We start from the raw sequence: 16,777 nt of genomic DNA, 5'->3' as shown, positions 1-16,777 counted from the left end.
GGATCATCGGAGTCGCCGCATCGGCGCCGGTCGGGACCGATGGCATGGTCGAGGCCTCGTTCGCGGCCCGGACCGCCGCATCTTGACCACACCGTCACGCGCGCACGCCGCGCGCGCGATGGTGTCAGCGCGGCCGAAGCAGGGCGCGGACGCGCGCGCGAACGGGCGAGCCCGGCACCAGCTTGCCGTCGAGGCCGGCGAGGATGTCGGCGGCGAGCGTCGCCGCTTCGTCGTGGCGGCGGTGATCGTGCAGCCACTCCGCGCGTGCCAGCTTGGCCAGCGCGATGCGCGGATCGCCCGTTGCGAAGGTCGTCGCGGCGAGGGCCTCGTTCTTTTGCACCTCGGCCAGCGCCGCCGCGTCGCCGTCCTGGCGCAGGCGCGCCAGCGCCGTCGCCTGCGCCAGCTGCCACGCCGGCACCGGCTTGAGCGCGCCGCGATACGGCGCCAGTTCCGCCAGCGCGGCCCGCGTCGCTTCGGGGCGCCCGCAGGAGGCCGACCACAGCGCGCGTTCGACCCTGGTCGCGTTCAGGTCGGCGTCGCCGGGCTGGTGCCGCGCGGCATAGATCGCCTCGGCGGCGCTCAGTGCCTGGTCGCTTTCCTCGGCGCAGGCTTCCATGCCGAGGATGTAGGCCTGCGTGCGCAGGTAGCGTGCCAGCAGGTAGTCCGCCGCGCCGCTCCGTCGCGCGCCGGCGATCGCTTCGGCGATCGCGCGCCGGGCGCGCTCGCCGTCGCCCGCCATGGCGGCGTTCTTGGCGAAGTTGTGGCGCCAGACCAGCTGCGAGTCGTCGTCCTTGGACACCTTGCGCGCGGCGATCGCGAAGATCTCGTCGTACAGCGGCAGCGCCTGCAGCGAGCGCCCGGCTTCGTAGAGCATGGTCGCGTATTGGTCGAGCGACCAGGCGCCGGCGCGGCTGTCCATGTCGCCGATGCGCCGATGCAGCGCCTGTGCGCGCAGGAACAGCGGTTCGGCCTCGTCGAAACGGCGCGCCTGGGTGAGCGTGTTGGCGAGCACTTCGAGGCTGCTGGCGTATTCCTCGCGGCCGTCGCCTTCCACGCGTTCGCGCAGCTCGATCGATTCCTTCAGCAGCGCGACGGCGTGATCGTAGTTGCCGCGCACCCGTTCGAGCCAGCCGTAGTTGCTGAGATTCTCGGACAGGTCGAGGCCGTCGGGCTCGATCTTCCGCAGCAGCGGCAGGGTTCGCTCGAACAACGCCGCTGCCTCGTCCGGCTGATCCACCCCGATTACCCTGGCGGCGGTCAAGGTCAGTTTCACCCGCGCCGGTGAATCGGCTGCGATGTGCTGTTCGAGCAGGCTCAGCGCCTCGCGCGCATAGTCGAACAGCCGCACCCGGTCGGTGTAGCGCATGGACGTGTCGGCGTCGTCGATCAGCATCTGCGCCAGCACCAGCGGCCGATTCTGCGTCCGCTCCAGCGCGATGGCTTTTTCGTACAGCGCACGCGCGCGCTCGTGCTGGCCGATCACGAACAGCACCTTGGCCAGCGCCGCCGACATCTGCGCGCGCGTCGCCGGGTCGTCGGTCAGGTCGCGCTCGACGCGCTGCAGCGCCTGGTCGAGCAGCGCCGCGATGGAGACGTTGCCGCTGCCGGCATCGGGGTTGGCGCCTTCGAACACCGAGGTCAGGAACAGGCTGGTTTCGCGCGCCGCGGCTTCGGAGGCGCGCGCTTCGCTCTCGGCCTGGCGCGCGCGGTCGCGCTCGGTCAATGCGGTCTGTTCGGCGGCCCGCGCGCGACGGCTTTCGCTGGCGACCTTCCAGGTGAACGACGCCGTCAGCAGCACCACGGCGGCCGCCACCGACAGCGCCAGCCAATGGCGCCGCGCGAAGCGCGCGAGGCGGTAGCCGGCCGCCGCCGGCAGCGCGCGGACCGGGCGATGCGCGCGCAGTCGCGCCAGGTCCTCGCGCAACGCGTCGACCGAGGCGTAGCGCGCGGCGGGATCCTCGCGCGTGGCCATCGCGGCGACGGCGGCGAGTTCCGGCCCGGCGCGCAGGTTCGCCGCCTCGAGCATCTCGCGCAGCACCACGCCGAGGCTGTAGACGTCGCTGGCGACGCCGACGCGCTCGCCGCGACGCTGCTCGGGGCTGGCGTAGCCCGGCGTGTAGCCGGGCGAGGCGTGGCCGGGATTCTGCGCGGCGTCGTCGGCGAGGCGCTCGGCCAGCTGCGCGATGCCGAAGTCGAGCAGCGTCGGCCGGCCCTGCGCGTCGACCAGGATGTTCGACGGCTTCAGGTCGCAGTGCACGATCAGTTGCCGGTGCGCGTGGCTCACCGCCGCGCAGGCGGCGACGAACAGGTCGAGGGTCGCGTTCAGGCCGGGACGGTTGCGCCGGCAGTGCTCGTCGATCGGAAGGCCGGCGACGTATTCCATCACCAGGTACGGCTGTCCGTGCACGCTGGTGCCGCCGTCGAGCAGGCGCGCGATGTTGGGATGGGCGAGATCGGCCAGCAGCTGGCGCTCGCGCATGAAGTTCGCGATCGCCGCCTTGCCGGCCAGGCCCTTGATGAACTTCAGCGCAGCGGTCTGCCGATAGCTGCCGTCGCCGCGCTCGACGCGATAGACGCGCCCCATGCCGCCGTGGCCTATTTCCTCGGCGATGCGCCAGGCGCCGAAGACTTCGCCGATATCCGGTCGTATCGCGGACGCGCCGTCGAGCAGGCCGTCGCGCGCGGCGGTCAGGGCGCCGCGGCGGTCGCCGTCGCCGGCCGCGCACAGGACCAGCACCTGCGCGGCGAGTTCGGCGTCGGCGCCCAGGCGTGCCAGCGCGTCGGCACGCGCGGCGGGATCGAGATCGACGACGGCGTCGTGGAGATCGCGCAGCCGGAGGTAGCGCTCAGCGTCGATCGCCATCGGATCCGTCGCCGATCGCTTGCAGCAGCCACGAACGCGCGAAGCGCAGGTCGCGCTTCACGGTCGGCACGGACACCCCGAGCACGACTGCGATCTCCTCCTGCTGCAATCCGCCGAAATAGGTCAGATGCATGACCTGGCCGCACCGCGGATCGAGCGCTTCCAGTTCGGTCAGCGCCTGTTCCAGCGCCAGCAGATCGACCGCCATCGATGCGTCGTCGCCGGCCTCGACGCCGGACAGGCTGATCTGCACGCAGTCGCCGCCGCGCTTGTCGGCGGCGCGTGCACGCGCGCGATCGACCAGGATCGAGCGCATCGCCAGCGACATGGTGGCGAAGAAATGCGCGCGATTGGCGAAGTCCGCCGGCGACTGCATCATGCCCAGCGCGGTCTCGTGCACCAGCTCGGTCGGCGACAGGGTGGCCGCGCCGTTCTGCTGGTCGACGCGTTGCAGCGCGATGCGCTTGAGCGCCGGATAGGCCTGCTCGATCAGCACCGAGAAGACGCGGCCGTCGCCGTTGCGCCATTCGTGCAGCAGGCGCGTCAGCTCGGCGCTGGCTGCGACTTGGCCGGGTTTTGCTGCGCTCATCGAATCCCCCTGGCGAAGTCTAGCAACCGGCCTCGTGACCCGCGAACGGTTCGTCGAGTCGCCGCGGCTCGTCGCGACCGGGCCCGCGCGCAGCGGCGAGGAAGCAGGCGAGGGTGTCGCGCGAGGCACCCCGGCCGCGTGCCGCAGAAGCTATTTTTGCACTTTGCGCGGCCGCTGAAGAGCGCGTCGCGAGCCTCGCCGCCGATGCGGCGAAGCGGCGGAAACCCTCAGCGCACGGCGTCCTTGTCGCCGTCGTCCGCGCCGGGATCGTGCAGACCGCCCGAACCGATCCCCAGGCCGGCGCCCAGGCCCATGCCCGCGCCCATGCCGCCGCCGGCGCCGCCGCCACGTCCGCCGCCCTTGGCCTCGTCCCGGCCACCGCCGTCGCCCTTGCCGCGTCCGCCGCCGCCCGCGCCGCTGCCGGGGCGGGTAGGGCCTTGTTTCGGCAGCGCCAGGCCGGCGGGAACCGGATCGAGATCGAGCGCCGCGCGGACGAAGTCGCGCAGCGAGACGACCAGCTCGTGCGTGTGGATCGGACGGCCTTCGGCGAGTTCCGTCGCCGCCCGCGCGGCGAGCCGCACCTGCTCCTCGGTGCCGAGCAGGATGATGTCCGACAGTGCCGCTTCGACCGCATCGCGCATGCGGCGCGCACGGTCGCTGCCGGACGAGGCGTCGCCGGCGGCCTCGGTGGCACGTTGGCGCAGATCGCGCAGGTGCGTCGGATCGACGGCGAGGTTGCCGGTGAACGAGCCGCCGAGCGTCTTGTAGGCGGCGATCAGCGTGCGCAGGCGTTCGTTGATCTGCCGGTTCTCGCGCTCGCGCCGCTGCTGGATCGTCTGCATCGCGAGCAGACGGATGCCGACGCCGATCAGGGTGATGATCGCCAGGCCGAGCAGCGTCGACAGCAGCCCTTGCCAGGAACTGAAATCCAGATTGCGCATCGCGGCGTCCCGATCGAAGTCCCGGCAGTGTAGTGCGCCCCGATGCGCCTGACGACGCCGCTGCCAATCGACGAAACCCCGTACACTTCGCCGCCCGCATTGCCACGCAATCCCGTTGACGCCGCCGCCCGCCACGCACGAATCGACTTTCGCCGCGCTGCACCTGCGCGCGCGGCTGTATGCGCGCATCCGCGCCTTCTTCGCCGAACGCGCCGTGCTGGAAGTCGAGACGCCGATCCTCAGCGTCGCCGGCAACACCGAGCCGAACATCGAGAGTTTCGCCACGCAGTTCAGCGGCCACGTCGACGCGGGTTCGCGCGAGCGCTGGCTGCGCACCTCGCCGGAATATCCGTTGAAGCGCCTGCTCGCCGCGGGCGTCGGCGACTGCTACGAACTCGGCCGCGTGTTCCGCAACGGCGAAGCGGGGCGCCGCCACAATCCCGAATTCACCATGCTCGAGTGGTACCGCGTCGGCTGGGACCACCGGCGCCTGATCGACGAGACGATCGACCTGGTGCAGGACGCGCTCGCGCTGCAAGAGCGCCGCGCCGACGTCGTGACGCGCAGCTATCGCGACTGGTTCCTCGCCGAACTCGGCCTCGACCCGGTCACGGCTTCGATCGAACAGCTGCGCGCGCCGCTGGCGGACGTGCGCATCGACGGCGACGGCCTCGGCCGCGACGACTGGCTCGACCTGCTGATCACTCATCGCCTGCAGCCCGCATTCCCGCGCGATCGCATCAGCGTGATCCACGACTTCCCGGCGACGCAATGCGCGCTGGCGAAGATCCGCGCCGGCGAGCCGCCGCTGGCCGAGCGCTTCGAGCTGTACCTGGGATCCTACGAACTCGCCAACGGCTATCACGAACTGAACGACGCGGCCGAGCAGCGCGCGCGCTTCGAGCGCGACAACGCGCGCCGCCGCGAACGCGGCCAGCGCGAACTGCCGCTCGACGAGCGTCTGCTCGCGGTGCTCGACGCGATGCCGGCCTGCGCCGGCGTCGCGCTCGGCATCGAACGCCTGCTGATGTGCCTGGCGGATACCGACGACATCCGCGACGTGCTCGCGTTCGCCTTCGCCGACGCCTGACGCCCGCGCCTGTCAGCTCAGGCGCTCGCGTTCGCCTTCGTCGGTGTACGGAAAGCGCACGTGGCCGTAGCGCACCACCAGCACGGCGATGCCGAGCAGCAGGATCGCGACCGCCTGCGCGAGGATCGTCGCCGGCGAGAAGTCCTGCGTCTCCAGCGTCATGTGCCGCGCCATCGCGACCATCGCGATGTACAGCGGCATGCGTACCGGCAGCCGGCCGACGCGCCAGTACACCGCGCTCATGGTGACGATCTCCAGGTAGATGAAGAGCAGCAGCAGGTCGGTCACGCCGACCTGGCGGTGACTCCACATCGCGAAGATCTCCTGCGCCGCCGCGACCACGGTGGCGATCAGCACGACGATCAGGCCGGCGTGCTCGATGAGGCCGATCAGGCGCAGGCCGCCGCGCTTCAGTCCGGGTCCGGGAAGTTCGCTCATGACGCCACCCTCTGCGGAAGGTGGCGCCCATACTCCGCACGCGCGCGCCGTCAGGCAAGCGCCGCGGCGGCGGCCGGCAGCGGCAGACGCAGCCGCGCCACGCAGCCACGCGCGTCGGCGCGGTTCTCCAGCGACAAAATGCCGCCGTGCTGCTCGACGATCTGGCGCGCCAGCACCAGGCCGATGCCGGAGCCGCCCGGCTTGGTGGTGAAGAACGGCACGAACAGGTTCTCGCTCGGCGGCAGGCCGGGGCCGCCGTCGACGATGTCGACGATCAGGCTGCCGTTCTCCTCGCGCCAGTCGAGGGCGACCTCGCCGCCGGTGGTCGACGCGGCGTCGGTGGCATTGCGGATCAGGTTGATCAGCGCCTGCTCGATCTGGTCCGGATCGAGGTTCGCGCGCAGCGGCGGACCCGCTCCGATCTTCACCTCGAGGCGCTGTTCCAGACGCGCCGCGCGCCGCGCCAGCTCGTCGAACGCGACCTCGCGCAGATTCGGCGGCGGCAGCCGCGCCAGCGCGGTGTAGCGCGCCATGAAGCGCGCCAGCGCTTCCGCCCGCGCGCCGATCACCTCCAGGCCGCTGCGCGCGTCGCCGCGCCAGTCGTCCGGCGGCGGTTCGAGATCGATCAGCTTGGACACCGTCGCCGCCATCGAGCGGATCGGCGCGAGCGAGTTGTTGAGCTCGTGGCCGAGCACGCGCAGCAGGCGCTGCCAGGCGAGGCGTTCTTCCTCGCGCAGGGCGCGGCTGAGATCAGTGATGACGAGCAGGTCGTGCGGACGGCCGTCGGCGCGGAAGCGCGCATGGCGGATCTCCCAGCGACCGCTGCCGCTGGGAAACGCGTGTTCGACCACGCGCTTGGCGCCGCCGGCGAGGAAGCCGGCCACGCCGAGGGCCTGCGCCGAGCGCCCGTCCAGCGCCATGAACGGCCGGTCGAGCAGGCGCTCGGCGGCCGGATTGGCGAGCGTGAGAAACCCTTCCGCGTCGAAGCTGAGCACGGCGATGTCGAGCGCGGCGATCACCTTGGTCAGCAGCGCGGTCTTCTCCTCGACCGCCAGGCGCTGTTCGCGCAAGGTCTGCGCCAGCAGGTTGATCTCCCACACCACCTCGCCGACCGCGTCGCCGCGCCGCGCGCGCGAGCCGCGCAGGCTGTAATCGCCTTCGCGCAGCGCCTCGAGCAGGTTCGACAAGGTGTACAGCGGGAACACGGCGCGCCGCTGCAGCGCGACGGCGACCGCCAGCGTGACCGCGACGACGACGACGAGCGCGGTGACGGTCTTCCAGCCGGCGCCGTAGACGAACAGCACGACGCCGGCGAGGGCGAGCAGGCCGGGCAGCGCCACCAGCAGCAGGGCGGCCAGCAGGCGGTGCTCGTAGCTCCAGCGCGGCGCGCCAGGCATCAGGCGGACTCGATGCCGTACTTCTGCAATCGGCGGTACAGCGAGGGGCGGCTCAGGCCGAGCAGGGCGGCCGCGCGCTGGATGTTGCCGCTGGTGCGTTCGAGCGCCTGCCGCACCATGCGCTCCTCGGCCTGCTCGACGGTCAGCGACTCGCTCGCCGCCAGCGCGGCGGCGCCGTTGATGTCGTGCGGCGCCGGCGGCTTCAGGCTCAGCATGTCCTCGTCGAGCTGCGTCGCGTCGGCCATCAGCGCGGCGCGCTCGACCACGTGCGACAGCTCGCGCACGTTGCCCGGCCAGGCGTAGTTCTGCAGCGCGCGCAGCGCCGACGGCGCGAAGTGCAGGCCGTCGCGCTGGTAGCGTGCGGCGTAGCGCGCGAGGAACGACTGCGCCAGCTGCGCGATGTCCTCGCCGCGTTCGCGCAGCGGCGGCAGGCGCAGCTCGACGGTGTTGAGTCGGAACATCAGGTCCTTGCGGAACGCGCCGCGGGCGACGTCGGCGGCGAGGTCGGCATTGGTCGCCGAGACCAGGCGCACGTCGACCTTCAGCGTGCGCGAGGAGCCGACGCGTTCGAGTTCGCCGTCCTCCAGCACGCGCAGCAGCTTGGGCTGCTGCGCCGGCGGGATGTTGGCGATCTCGTCGAGGAACAGGGTGCCGCCGTCGGCGAGTTCGAAGCGGCCGATGCGGTCGCTCTTGGCGTCGGTGAAGGCGCCGCGCACGTGGCCGAACATCTCCGCCTCGAACACGCTTTCCGGGATGCCGCCCATGTTGACCTTGACGAACGAGGCGGCGGAGCGCCGCGAGGCCTCGTGCAGCTTGCGCGCGATGACGCCCTTGCCGGTGCCGTTCTCGCCGAGCACGAGCACGTTGGCGTCGGACGGCGCGACGCGCTGCAAGGTCGCCAGCAGCGCGCGCATCGAGGCCGAGGCGGCGATGAATTCCTCGTCGTCGCCGGCGCGCAGCAGCGCGTTCTCGGCGGCAAGGCGGCGTTCGTTGCGCCGCGCCTTGCCGAGCGCGAGCTGGTTGCCCACGACGTTGACCAGGCGCTGGTTGTCCCACGGCTTCTCGATGAAGTCGCCGGCGCCGAGCCGCATCGCCTCGACTGCGACGTCGATCGTGCCCCAGGCGGTCATCGCCACCACCGGCAGTTCGCCGTCGAGCTTCTTCAGCTCGCGCAGCAGGTCCAGCCCCTCGGCGCCGGAGGTCGTGTCGCGCGTGTAGTTGAGGTCGATCAGCGCGGCGTCGAAGCGCTGCTTGCGCGCCGCTTCGATCGCCGCGGCCGGGCCGTCGACGGCGACGCAGCCGATGCCCTCGGCCTTCAGCAGCAGGCGCAGCGCCTCGCGGATGTCGCGCTGGTCGTCGGCGATGAGGATCGTGGTGCTCATGGAATCTCGGCAGTCGGAAAGGGCGTCGGAGCGTGCGCGCAATGCGCATGCGGTGATCGTATCGCGCGCCCGCGTCGCGGGTCATGCGCACGGCGCGCGGTTCAGTCCGCGCGCAGTGCCAGCATCGGATCGGAGGCCGCGGCACGCCGCGCCGGCGTCAGCGTCGCCAACGCGGTGGCCAGCAGCAGGCCGGCGCCGACACCGCCGGTCGCCAGCCAGCGCCACGGCGTCGCGCCGTAGAGGTTGGCGTCGACCAGGCCGGCGACGCCCCAGGCCACGGCCAGGCCGGCGAGGGTGCCGACGGCGCCGATCGCCAGGCCTTCGCCGACGACGCGCCGCGCCAGGCGCGAAGGCGCCGCGCCGACGGCGCTGCGCAGCGCGTATTCGCGCCGGCGCACCGCCAGCAGGAACGACAGCACCACCGCCGTGCCCATCAATGCCAGCGCGATCGCCAGCGTCGCGAAGACGCGGAACGAGGCTTCGGCCAGGTTGAGGCCGGCGAGCGATTCCTGCGCGCGATCGGCCAGGCGCACGGTGTCGAACAGCGGCACGCGCGGATCGACGCCGGCCGCGGCGCGCGCGAGCACGTCCGCCGTCGGCACCCGGCCGTCGCGCCCTCGCACGAGGACCACCAGGGTCGCCGAAAGTCCAGGGTCCTGCGCCTGCGGGACGAACACGAGCCGTTCCGGTTCGGCCAGCGCGCCGCCGTAGCGCACGTCGTCGAGCACGCCGACGATGCGCCGCGGCGGCGCGTCGTTTTCGCTGGCGAGGCTGAGCATGCGGTCGAGCACCTCGTCGGTGCCCCAGATCTGCAGCGCCAGCGCGCGGCTGACCACGGCGACCGGCTGCGCGTCGGCGCCGTCGCGGGCATCGTCGAGGTAGCGACCGCTCAGCAGACTCAAGCCGAGCACCTCGGGCACCGGGCCCAGGCTGCTGTTGAGGCCGACGCTGATCTCGCGCGGCCCGCCGGCGAGGTCGGCGCGCAAGGCGGTCTGGCGGCGATAGCGCTGGAACGGCGCGGCGTCGACGAAGGCGGCATCGGCGACACCTGGTTCGGCGCGCAACGCCTCGCCGAGCCGCTCGGCGAAGCGGCGCCGGGCGGCGGCATCGGGATAGGTCGTCTGCGGCAGCGTCAGCCGCGTGGAGGCGACGCCGTCCACGCGCAGGCCGAGCGCGCGGGCGCGGATGTCGTCGGTGCCGGCGGCCACGCACACCGCGAGCGCGCCGACCACCGCGGCCGCCGTGACCTGCAGCGCGGCCAGGCCGCGAATCGCGCGCAGCACGCCGCCGCCGGCGCCGGTGCGCACGCTGCCGCGCAGCGCGAGCTGCGCGTCGAGGCGACGCAGGCGCGGCCATTGCGACAAGGTCATCAGCGTCGCGCAGCCGAGCGCGATCAGCGGCATCCAGCGCAGCGAGGCGCCGGCGTAGACGAATCGTCCTTCCAGTTCGCGCGGGATCCAGTCGGCCGAGATCATGCCGACGACGCGATCGAACACGCTGCCGCCGAGCGCCCAGCCGAGGCCCACGCCGACGGCGGCGAGCAGCAGGTTGGTCGCGAACGTCTCCAGGTAGAGCCGGCGCGAGGTCGCGCCGAGCGCCAGGCGCACCGCCAGCTGCGGCTCGGCCGCGACCTGGCGGATGTTGATCAGCGTGGCCACGTTGGCGAGCGCCACCAGCAGCATCAGCAGCGAGGCGACGAACAGCAGCGCGACTGCCGGACGCATCGGCCCCATCACCGCGTCGATGACGCGCTCGCCGCTGATCGACCAGCCCGGCAGGTAGCGCGAAGCCGGTGCCGCGGCGACCAGGCGCTGGCTCAGCGTCGCCAGCGCGCCGCGCAGTTGCGGCAGGTCCGTGCCGGGCTTGAAGCGCACGTTGAGCACGTAGGGCCGCGCCGCGTCCTGATCGGTGTCGAGCTCGCGCGCGTGGGCGGTCCAGAAGTCGCCGCCCATGAAATGGAAGCGGTCGGGCATCACGCCGACCACGCTGTAGACGGCGTCCTCCACGCGCAGCGCGCGCCCGAGCACGGCGGGATCGCCGCCGAAGTGCGACTGCCACACGGCGTGGGAGATCACCGCGGACGTCGAACCGGGGCGATCCTCCTCGCCGAGGAAACGGCCGAGCGCCGGCGCGACGCCGGTCACCGCATGCGCGGACGGCAGCGTCTGCACCATCAGCATGCGCGTCGGGTAGCCGTCGGCGCCGTCGAACGCGACCGGCCGGCCGCGGCTGGCGACCACCTGCTCGAACAGGCCGCTGTCGCGCAGCGTGCGGAATTCCTCGGCGCTGAAACCGTACAGGCTGCGCGTGTCGGCGGCGGCGCGATGCGTCAGCACGCCGAGCCGCGCCGTGTCGTAGGTCCAGGGCGAGACGAAGAAGTTGTGCGCCACCGCGATCGCCGCCAGCAGCACGGCCACGGTCGCGGCGAGCGTCGCCACGGTGACCGCGTTCGCCGCGCGGTGCTTCCACGCCGCGCGCAGCAGAGGCATCGCGTTCATCCGGCGCTCCCGCTGCCGCCGTCGATCCAGCCGTCCGCCAGGCGCACGACGCGCTGCGCTTCGCGCGCGAACGGCTCGTTGTGGGTGACCTGCACGATCGTCATGCCGTCGCGATTGAGCTCGTGCAGCAGGTCCATGATCGTGCGCGCCTGGGTGGAGTGCAGCGCGCCGGTCGGTTCGTCGGCGAGCAGCAGGCGCGGACGCGTGATGACCGCGCGCGCCACCGCGACCAGCTGCTGCTGGCCGCCGGACAGCTGGCTCGGGAACAGGTCCTTCTTGCCGACGATCTGGAAGCGATCGAGCAGGTCGGCGACGCGCGCGGAGCGCTCCTTCGCCGGCACGTCGCGATACTGCAACGGCAGGTCGAGGTTCTCCCACACCTTCAGATCGTCGATCAGGTGGTAGTGCTGGAAGATGAAGCCGATCTTCTCGCGCTGCAGCGCCTGGCGCTGCTTGGCGTTGAGCGTCTCGACCTTCACGTCGTCGAACGCGTAGCTGCCTTGCCAGTCGTGGTCCATCATGCCGAGCACGTTCAAGAGCGAACTCTTGCCGGCGCCGGACGGGCCCATCACGCTGACGAATTCGCCCTCGGCGATGTCCAGGCCGATGTTGCGCAGCACCCAGGTGCGGCCGCCGGCGAGCGGGAAGGATTTTTCGACGTTTTCGAGACGGATCATGGAAGGTTCCGGAGGAGTGGTCAGGTTCATTCGTCGCGCAGGGCGACCAGAGGATCGACGCGCGCCGCACGCCGCGCGGGCCACCAGCAGGCGAGCAGGCCGACCGCGACCAGCGCCGCGGCGACCGCCGCGAGCGTGGAGAGGTCGAACGCGCCGACGCGATACAGGCGGCTGGACAGCATCCGCGCGAACGCCCAGGCGAGCGGAAGGCCGAGCGCGATTCCGGCGCCGACCAGCACGAGGCCCTGGCCGAGCACCAGGCCGCGCACGTTCGACGCGCGCGCGCCGAGCGCCATGCGCACGCCGAACTCGGCGGTGCGCTGGCGCACCGCGTAGGCGAGCACGGCGTACAGCCCGACCGCGGCGAGCAGCAGCGCGACCGAGCCGAGCAGGCCGAGCAGGTCGTTCAGGCGCGTGCGGTCCTTCAGCGTGCCGGCGATGCGCTCGCCGAGCGTGACGATCGGGCCGATCGATTCCTGCGGCGCGATGTCCGCGCCGAGCGTCTTCAACGGCGCGACCAGCGCGGACGGATCGACCGTCGTGCGCACGGCCAGCGCGGCATAGGGCGGCGCCGGATCGGGCTGGTAGACGGCAGGCCGGTCGGCGACTTCGTCGAGCGAGCGCTGCTTCAGCGTCGGCACCACGCCGACGATGGTGACTTCGCGGTCCGGCAGGTCGGCGCCGGCGCCGACCTTGAAGTGCTTGCCGAGCGGATCGGCCTCGCCGAAGTGCCGCTTGACGAACGTCTCGTCGACGACGGCGACCGGCGCCTTCGTGCGCACCTCGTCGGCGTCGAAACCGCGGCCGCGCAGCAGCGGGATGCCGAGCGCGGCGAAGTAGCCGGCGTCGACCTTCTGGTCGTAGCCGATCGGCTTGTCCTTGATGTCGTCCTGGCCGGGCGGCGTGTAGTTCGTCGTCGCGATGCTGGAGCCGAACGGAATCATGCTGCCGAGGCCGGCGGCGGCCACGCCGGGCAGCGCGCGCGTGCGCTCGGCCAGTTCGGTCAGGCGCGTGGTGCGCAGCTCCGGCGTCGCGCCGGACGGGACCAGGTCGTAGAGGCTGACGTAGAGCAGGTGGTCGCGGCGGAAGCCGACATCCTCGGCGAGCAGGTTCTGCGAGCTGCGCAGCAGCACGCCGATGCCGAACAGTAGCGCGACCGTCAGCGCCACCTGCGCGACGACCAGTGACTTGCGCGCGGTGCGCGCGGCGCCGCTCGCGGTCTGGCGCGAGCCGCCGCGGCGGATCATGTCGTTGAGGTTGCCGCGCTGCACCGACAGCCCGGCGAAGGCGAGCGCGGCACACAGCAAGGCGGCGAGCGCGATCAGTAGCAGCACGGTCGGCGGGTCGATGCCGATCGCCTGCGGCGTGCCGGTCGGCAGCAGATCGAAATGCCGCAGCAGGGCGAGCCCGGCCGGCAGCAGCGCGCAGCCGAGCGCGGCGCCGGCCAGGCACAGCATGGCCGCCTCGGTCACCGCCGTGCGCGCCCGGCGCCACGGCGTCGCGCCGAGCGCCGCGGTCAGCGCGCTCTCGTGGCGGCGCTCCAGCGCGCGCGCGAGGAACAGGTTGGTGACGTTGGCCGCGGTGACCAGCCACACCATCGCCACCGCCAGCAGCATCAGCAGCAGCGCGTCGCGGCGCTCGCCGGTCCACAGCGAGCGCAGCGGCTCCACGCGCAGCGTGAAGCTGCCGCCGAAGGCGCCGTCGAGTTCCGGTATCGCCCGGGCGAGGTTGTTGAGCTCGTCGGCGGTCGCCGTGCGTTCGCTGCCGTCGCGCAGCCGCGCGATCGCCAGCGTGCCGTCGAAGTTGCCGGCGCGCGTGCGCGCGCGTTCTTCGGCGCTGAAGGCGAGCGGCAACCACAGCCGCGTGTCGCCGGCCGGGAAGACGAAACCCTTCGGCAGCACGCCGACCACGCGGTAGTCGCGGTCTTCCAGCCGCAGCGTGCGGCCGACCGCGTCCGCGGCGCCGCCGTAGCGCTGCTGCCATTCGTCCCAGGACAGCACCACGCTGCCGGCCGCGCCCGCGGCGGCGTCCTCGGCGACGAACAGGCGCCCCAGCGCCGGCTGCGCGCCGAGCAGGCCGAACAGGCCCGGCTCGACCAGCGCGGTGTCCAGCGAGCCGATGCGGCGGCCGCCGTCGTCGCGCTGCACCACGCTGCTCGTGCGGTACGCCGCGATGCCGTCGATGCCGCGTGCGTGGGCGGCGATCTCCTCGCGCAGCGGCGTCGACAGCCCGACGTCGAACGGAATGCCGAGCACGCGCGATTCCACCGTCACCAGACGATCCGCCTGCGGAAACGGCAGCGGCTTCAGCAGCAGGCCGTGAACCACGCTGGCGACACAGGCGAACGCCGCGAAGGCGAGCCCGAGCAGCAGCACGGAAACCGCGCTGAAGCCGGGCGCGTGCAGCAGGCGGCGCAGGACGTGGCGGAGGTCGAATGAAGTCATGGCAGGTCCGGAAGGAAACGGAAGTCGAAAGGTGCCGGTTCGGTCGAGGGCTCACTCATGCCGCAGCGCCTCGATCGGATCGGTCGCGGCGGCGCGGCGCGCCGGCAGCCAGCAGGTGCCCAGCGCGACCGCCGCGACGAGCGCCAGCGCGATGCTCCAGCTGGCCGCGTCGGCATAGCCGATGCCGAACAACCGGTCGGCGAGCAGGCGCGCCAGAGCGAGGCCGAGGCTGGTGCCGAGCAGCAGGCCGCAGACGATCAATGCGCCGCCCTGGCGCAGCACCAGAGCGCGCACGCGCGCCGGCGTCGCGCCGAGCGCCATGCGTACGCCGAGTTCGGCGGTGCGGCGCCGCACGGCGAAGGCGAGCACGGCGGCCAGTCCGACCGCCGCGAGCGCCAGCGCGGCGAGCGCGAAGCCGCCGATCGCCGCCAGCAGGTGACGGCGGTCGGCGAGGCTGTCGCTGACCAGGTCGTCCAGCGCCGCGTTCACGCCGATGCGCGCGTGCGGGAAGTGCGTCAGCACGCGCTCGCGCACGGCGGTCGCCAGCGTCGCGGGATCAGCGCCGCCGCCGCGCGTGACCAGCCAGAAGTTCGACCACTGCGGCGACATCGAGCGATAGATCATCGGCAACGCCTCGCTCTCCTCGAGGCTGCCGTTCTTGACCGCGCGCACCACGCCGACGATGCGTGCGGGATGCAGCTCGCCTTGCTCGTCGGTCAGGTCGATGCGCGCGCCGAGCGGGTTCTCCGCGCCGAGATAGCGCGCGACGAAGCGCTCGTCGACGACGGCGGTGGCCGGCTCGCCGTCGACGCGGAAATCCTCGCCGGCGAGGAAATCGATACCCATTGCCGAGAAGAAGCCGCGGCCGACTTCGCGCTCGCGTGCGTGCTGCTTGTCCGTCAGTCCGGGAAGGCCGAACACGCCGCTGGAATCCAGCCCCGAGAACGGCGGCATCGCGGCCACCGCGGCGTGGCGCACGCCGGGCAGGCCGGCGACGTCGGCGCGCAGCGCTTCCACGTCGAGCGCGAAACCTTCGCCGCTCGCCTTCGGCGTCTCGCCGCGCTGGCGCGCGCCGGCCACGTCGAGCGCGTCGATCGAGGTCATCAGCACGCCGCGGCCATCGAAGCCGCGGTCGACGTCGAGCACGTTGACGGCGCTGCGCGCGAGCAGCACGACGCTGCCCATCATCGCGGTGGCCAGCGTCACCTGCGCGACCAGCATCGCCTTGCGCGCGCGGCCGAGGCCGTCGGCGTGGCGCTGCGCGGCGCGGTGCGGCGCGCGGCGCGAAGGCAGCGCGGCGAGCGACGCGGCGAGCACCAGCAGGACCACGACCAAGCCGGCGCCGACGGCGGCGGCGCCGAGTTCGCCGCCCTGCGGAAGAGACGGAGGCAACAAGGCAAGGCCTTGCAGCAGTCGCAGCCCGAACGGCGCGAACGCGAGTCCCGCGAGCAGGCCGCCGAGCAGCGGCAAGGCGAGGTCGACGGCCGCGTCGATCGCGATCGCCATGTCGCTGGCGCCGAGCGCGCGGCGGATCGCCTGCGTGCGCGCACGCGCGAGCACGCGGTCGAACATCAGGTTGACCACGCTGGCGACCACCGCGGCGAGCAGGATCAGCGCGGCGAGCTGCATCAGGTCGAGCGTGCGCGCGGTGCCGGCGTAGCGGTCGCGCAGCGGCGTCACGCGCGGCTGCGGGTCGTCGTCCTTGAATTTCGGCGCAAGCTTCTCGTCCTGAGCGAGCAGGGCGCCGAGCCGTTCGCGCGCCTGCGCGATGCTGGCGCCGGGTGCGAGCCGCGCGATGACCGACAGTTCGCCGAGGAACGATTGCGCGTGAGCCTGGCGCTCCTGCGCCGACCAGACCAGCGGGATCCACGCGTCCGCGCGGCGATCGGGAAAGGCGAAGCCCGCCGGCATGACGCCGGCGATCGTGTAGTTCGCGCCGCCGAAGCGCAGCGTGCGGCCGACCACCGCCGGATCGGCGGCGAAGCGGGAACGCCAGGCCGCGTCCGAGAGCAGCGCCACGCTTGCCGCCTCACCCTTGGCGTCGTCGGCCGCGAACGCGCGCCCGAGCGCCGGCGCCACGCCGAGCAACTGGGTGAAGTCCGGCGTCACGCGCGAGACCTGCCACGGCGTGCCGTCGTCGGCCAGATAGCGCGACACCGCCTGCGGTGTCGTGCCGAGCACGCCGTCGAACGGCGCGCGTCCGGCGAGCAGCGCGTCGCGGAAACGGTCGGCCAGGCCGAACTGGAATCCGACCTTCGACATCTCGACCTTCAGCTCCACCAATCGATCGCCGTCGGCGAACGGCAGCGCCTTCCAGCGCACCGCGTGGAGCGCGCCGAAGGTGGTCGCGTTGATCGCGACGGCCACGCCGACCAGCAGCAGCGCGATCAGCGTGAAGGCGGGGGCACGTGCGTGCCGGCGGAGAATCTGGGCGAGGTTCATCGGCGCTCCCGGTCGA

The 16,777-nt window shown here is 72.6% G+C and carries 11 protein-coding genes; 1 reads left to right on the top strand and 10 read right to left on the bottom strand.

Going from position 1 to position 16,777, the window contains the following annotated elements; translation table 11 throughout:
- Window positions 1-124: 124 nt before the first annotated feature.
- The 3 genes from J7520_RS13510 to J7520_RS13500 all read right to left on the bottom strand — a co-directional run bounded on the left by J7520_RS13510 (window position 125) and on the right by J7520_RS13500 (window position 4,393).
- A complete protein-coding gene (locus J7520_RS13510) occupies window positions 125-2,863 on the bottom strand; it encodes a serine/threonine-protein kinase (protein WP_291189137.1) in 2,739 nt (912 codons plus the stop codon).
- The gene (locus J7520_RS13505; protein WP_291189136.1) at window positions 2,847-3,452 is read right to left on the bottom strand and encodes an ECF-type sigma factor; all 606 of its coding nucleotides are present in this window, start codon (window positions 3,450-3,452) and stop codon (window positions 2,847-2,849) included. The genes J7520_RS13510 and J7520_RS13505 overlap by 17 nt, the downstream gene beginning before the upstream one ends.
- Before the next feature lie 227 nt (window positions 3,453-3,679).
- Window positions 3,680-4,393, bottom strand: coding sequence for a hypothetical protein (locus J7520_RS13500; RefSeq protein ID WP_291189135.1), 714 nt, complete (start codon window positions 4,391-4,393; stop codon window positions 3,680-3,682).
- 115 nt (window positions 4,394-4,508) lie between these two features.
- Here J7520_RS13500 and epmA point away from each other — a divergent pair, with 115 nt between their 5' ends.
- Window positions 4,509-5,483, top strand: a complete 975-nt coding sequence (epmA, locus tag J7520_RS13495; protein ID WP_291189133.1) for an EF-P lysine aminoacylase EpmA — start codon at window positions 4,509-4,511, stop codon at window positions 5,481-5,483.
- 12 nt (window positions 5,484-5,495) lie between these two features.
- Here epmA and J7520_RS13490 read toward each other — a convergent pair whose 3' ends face one another.
- The 7 genes from J7520_RS13490 to J7520_RS13460 all read right to left on the bottom strand — a co-directional run bounded on the left by J7520_RS13490 (window position 5,496) and on the right by J7520_RS13460 (window position 16,761).
- Window positions 5,496-5,921, bottom strand: coding sequence for a phosphate-starvation-inducible PsiE family protein (locus J7520_RS13490; RefSeq protein WP_291189132.1), 426 nt, complete (start codon window positions 5,919-5,921; stop codon window positions 5,496-5,498).
- Window positions 5,922-5,971: 50 nt separating this feature from the next.
- Window positions 5,972-7,318, bottom strand: coding sequence for an ATP-binding protein (locus J7520_RS13485; protein WP_291189131.1), 1,347 nt, complete (start codon window positions 7,316-7,318; stop codon window positions 5,972-5,974).
- Complete coding sequence (locus J7520_RS13480) at window positions 7,318-8,700, bottom strand: sigma-54 dependent transcriptional regulator (protein WP_291189130.1); 1,383 nt, start codon at window positions 8,698-8,700, stop codon at window positions 7,318-7,320. The genes J7520_RS13485 and J7520_RS13480 overlap by 1 nt, the downstream gene beginning before the upstream one ends.
- A gap of 101 nt (window positions 8,701-8,801) precedes the next feature.
- A complete protein-coding gene (locus tag J7520_RS13475; protein WP_291189129.1) occupies window positions 8,802-11,198 on the bottom strand; it encodes an ABC transporter permease in 2,397 nt (798 codons plus the stop codon).
- On the bottom strand, window positions 11,195-11,875 hold the full coding sequence (locus tag J7520_RS13470) for an ABC transporter ATP-binding protein (RefSeq protein WP_291189128.1): 681 nt from the start codon (window positions 11,873-11,875) through the stop codon (window positions 11,195-11,197). Before J7520_RS13470 ends, J7520_RS13475 begins: the two co-directional genes overlap by 4 nt.
- A 26-nt stretch (window positions 11,876-11,901) precedes the next feature.
- Window positions 11,902-14,319, bottom strand: a complete 2,418-nt coding sequence (locus J7520_RS13465) for an ADOP family duplicated permease (RefSeq protein WP_291189126.1) — start codon at window positions 14,317-14,319, stop codon at window positions 11,902-11,904.
- 51 nt (window positions 14,320-14,370) lie between these two features.
- Window positions 14,371-16,761 carry an ABC transporter permease gene (locus J7520_RS13460; RefSeq protein WP_291189125.1) on the bottom strand — a complete coding sequence of 797 codons (2,391 nt, stop codon included), beginning with the start codon at window positions 16,759-16,761 and terminating at the stop codon, window positions 14,371-14,373.
- Window positions 16,762-16,777: the final 16 nt, after the last annotated feature.

Source organism: Dokdonella sp., from assembly GCF_017744955.1.
In the GTDB taxonomy this organism is placed as follows: Bacteria; Pseudomonadota; Gammaproteobacteria; order Xanthomonadales; family Rhodanobacteraceae; genus Dokdonella_A.
The sequence above is the reverse complement of the archived record's forward strand: the minus strand, read 5'-3'. Positions and strand labels throughout refer to the sequence as shown.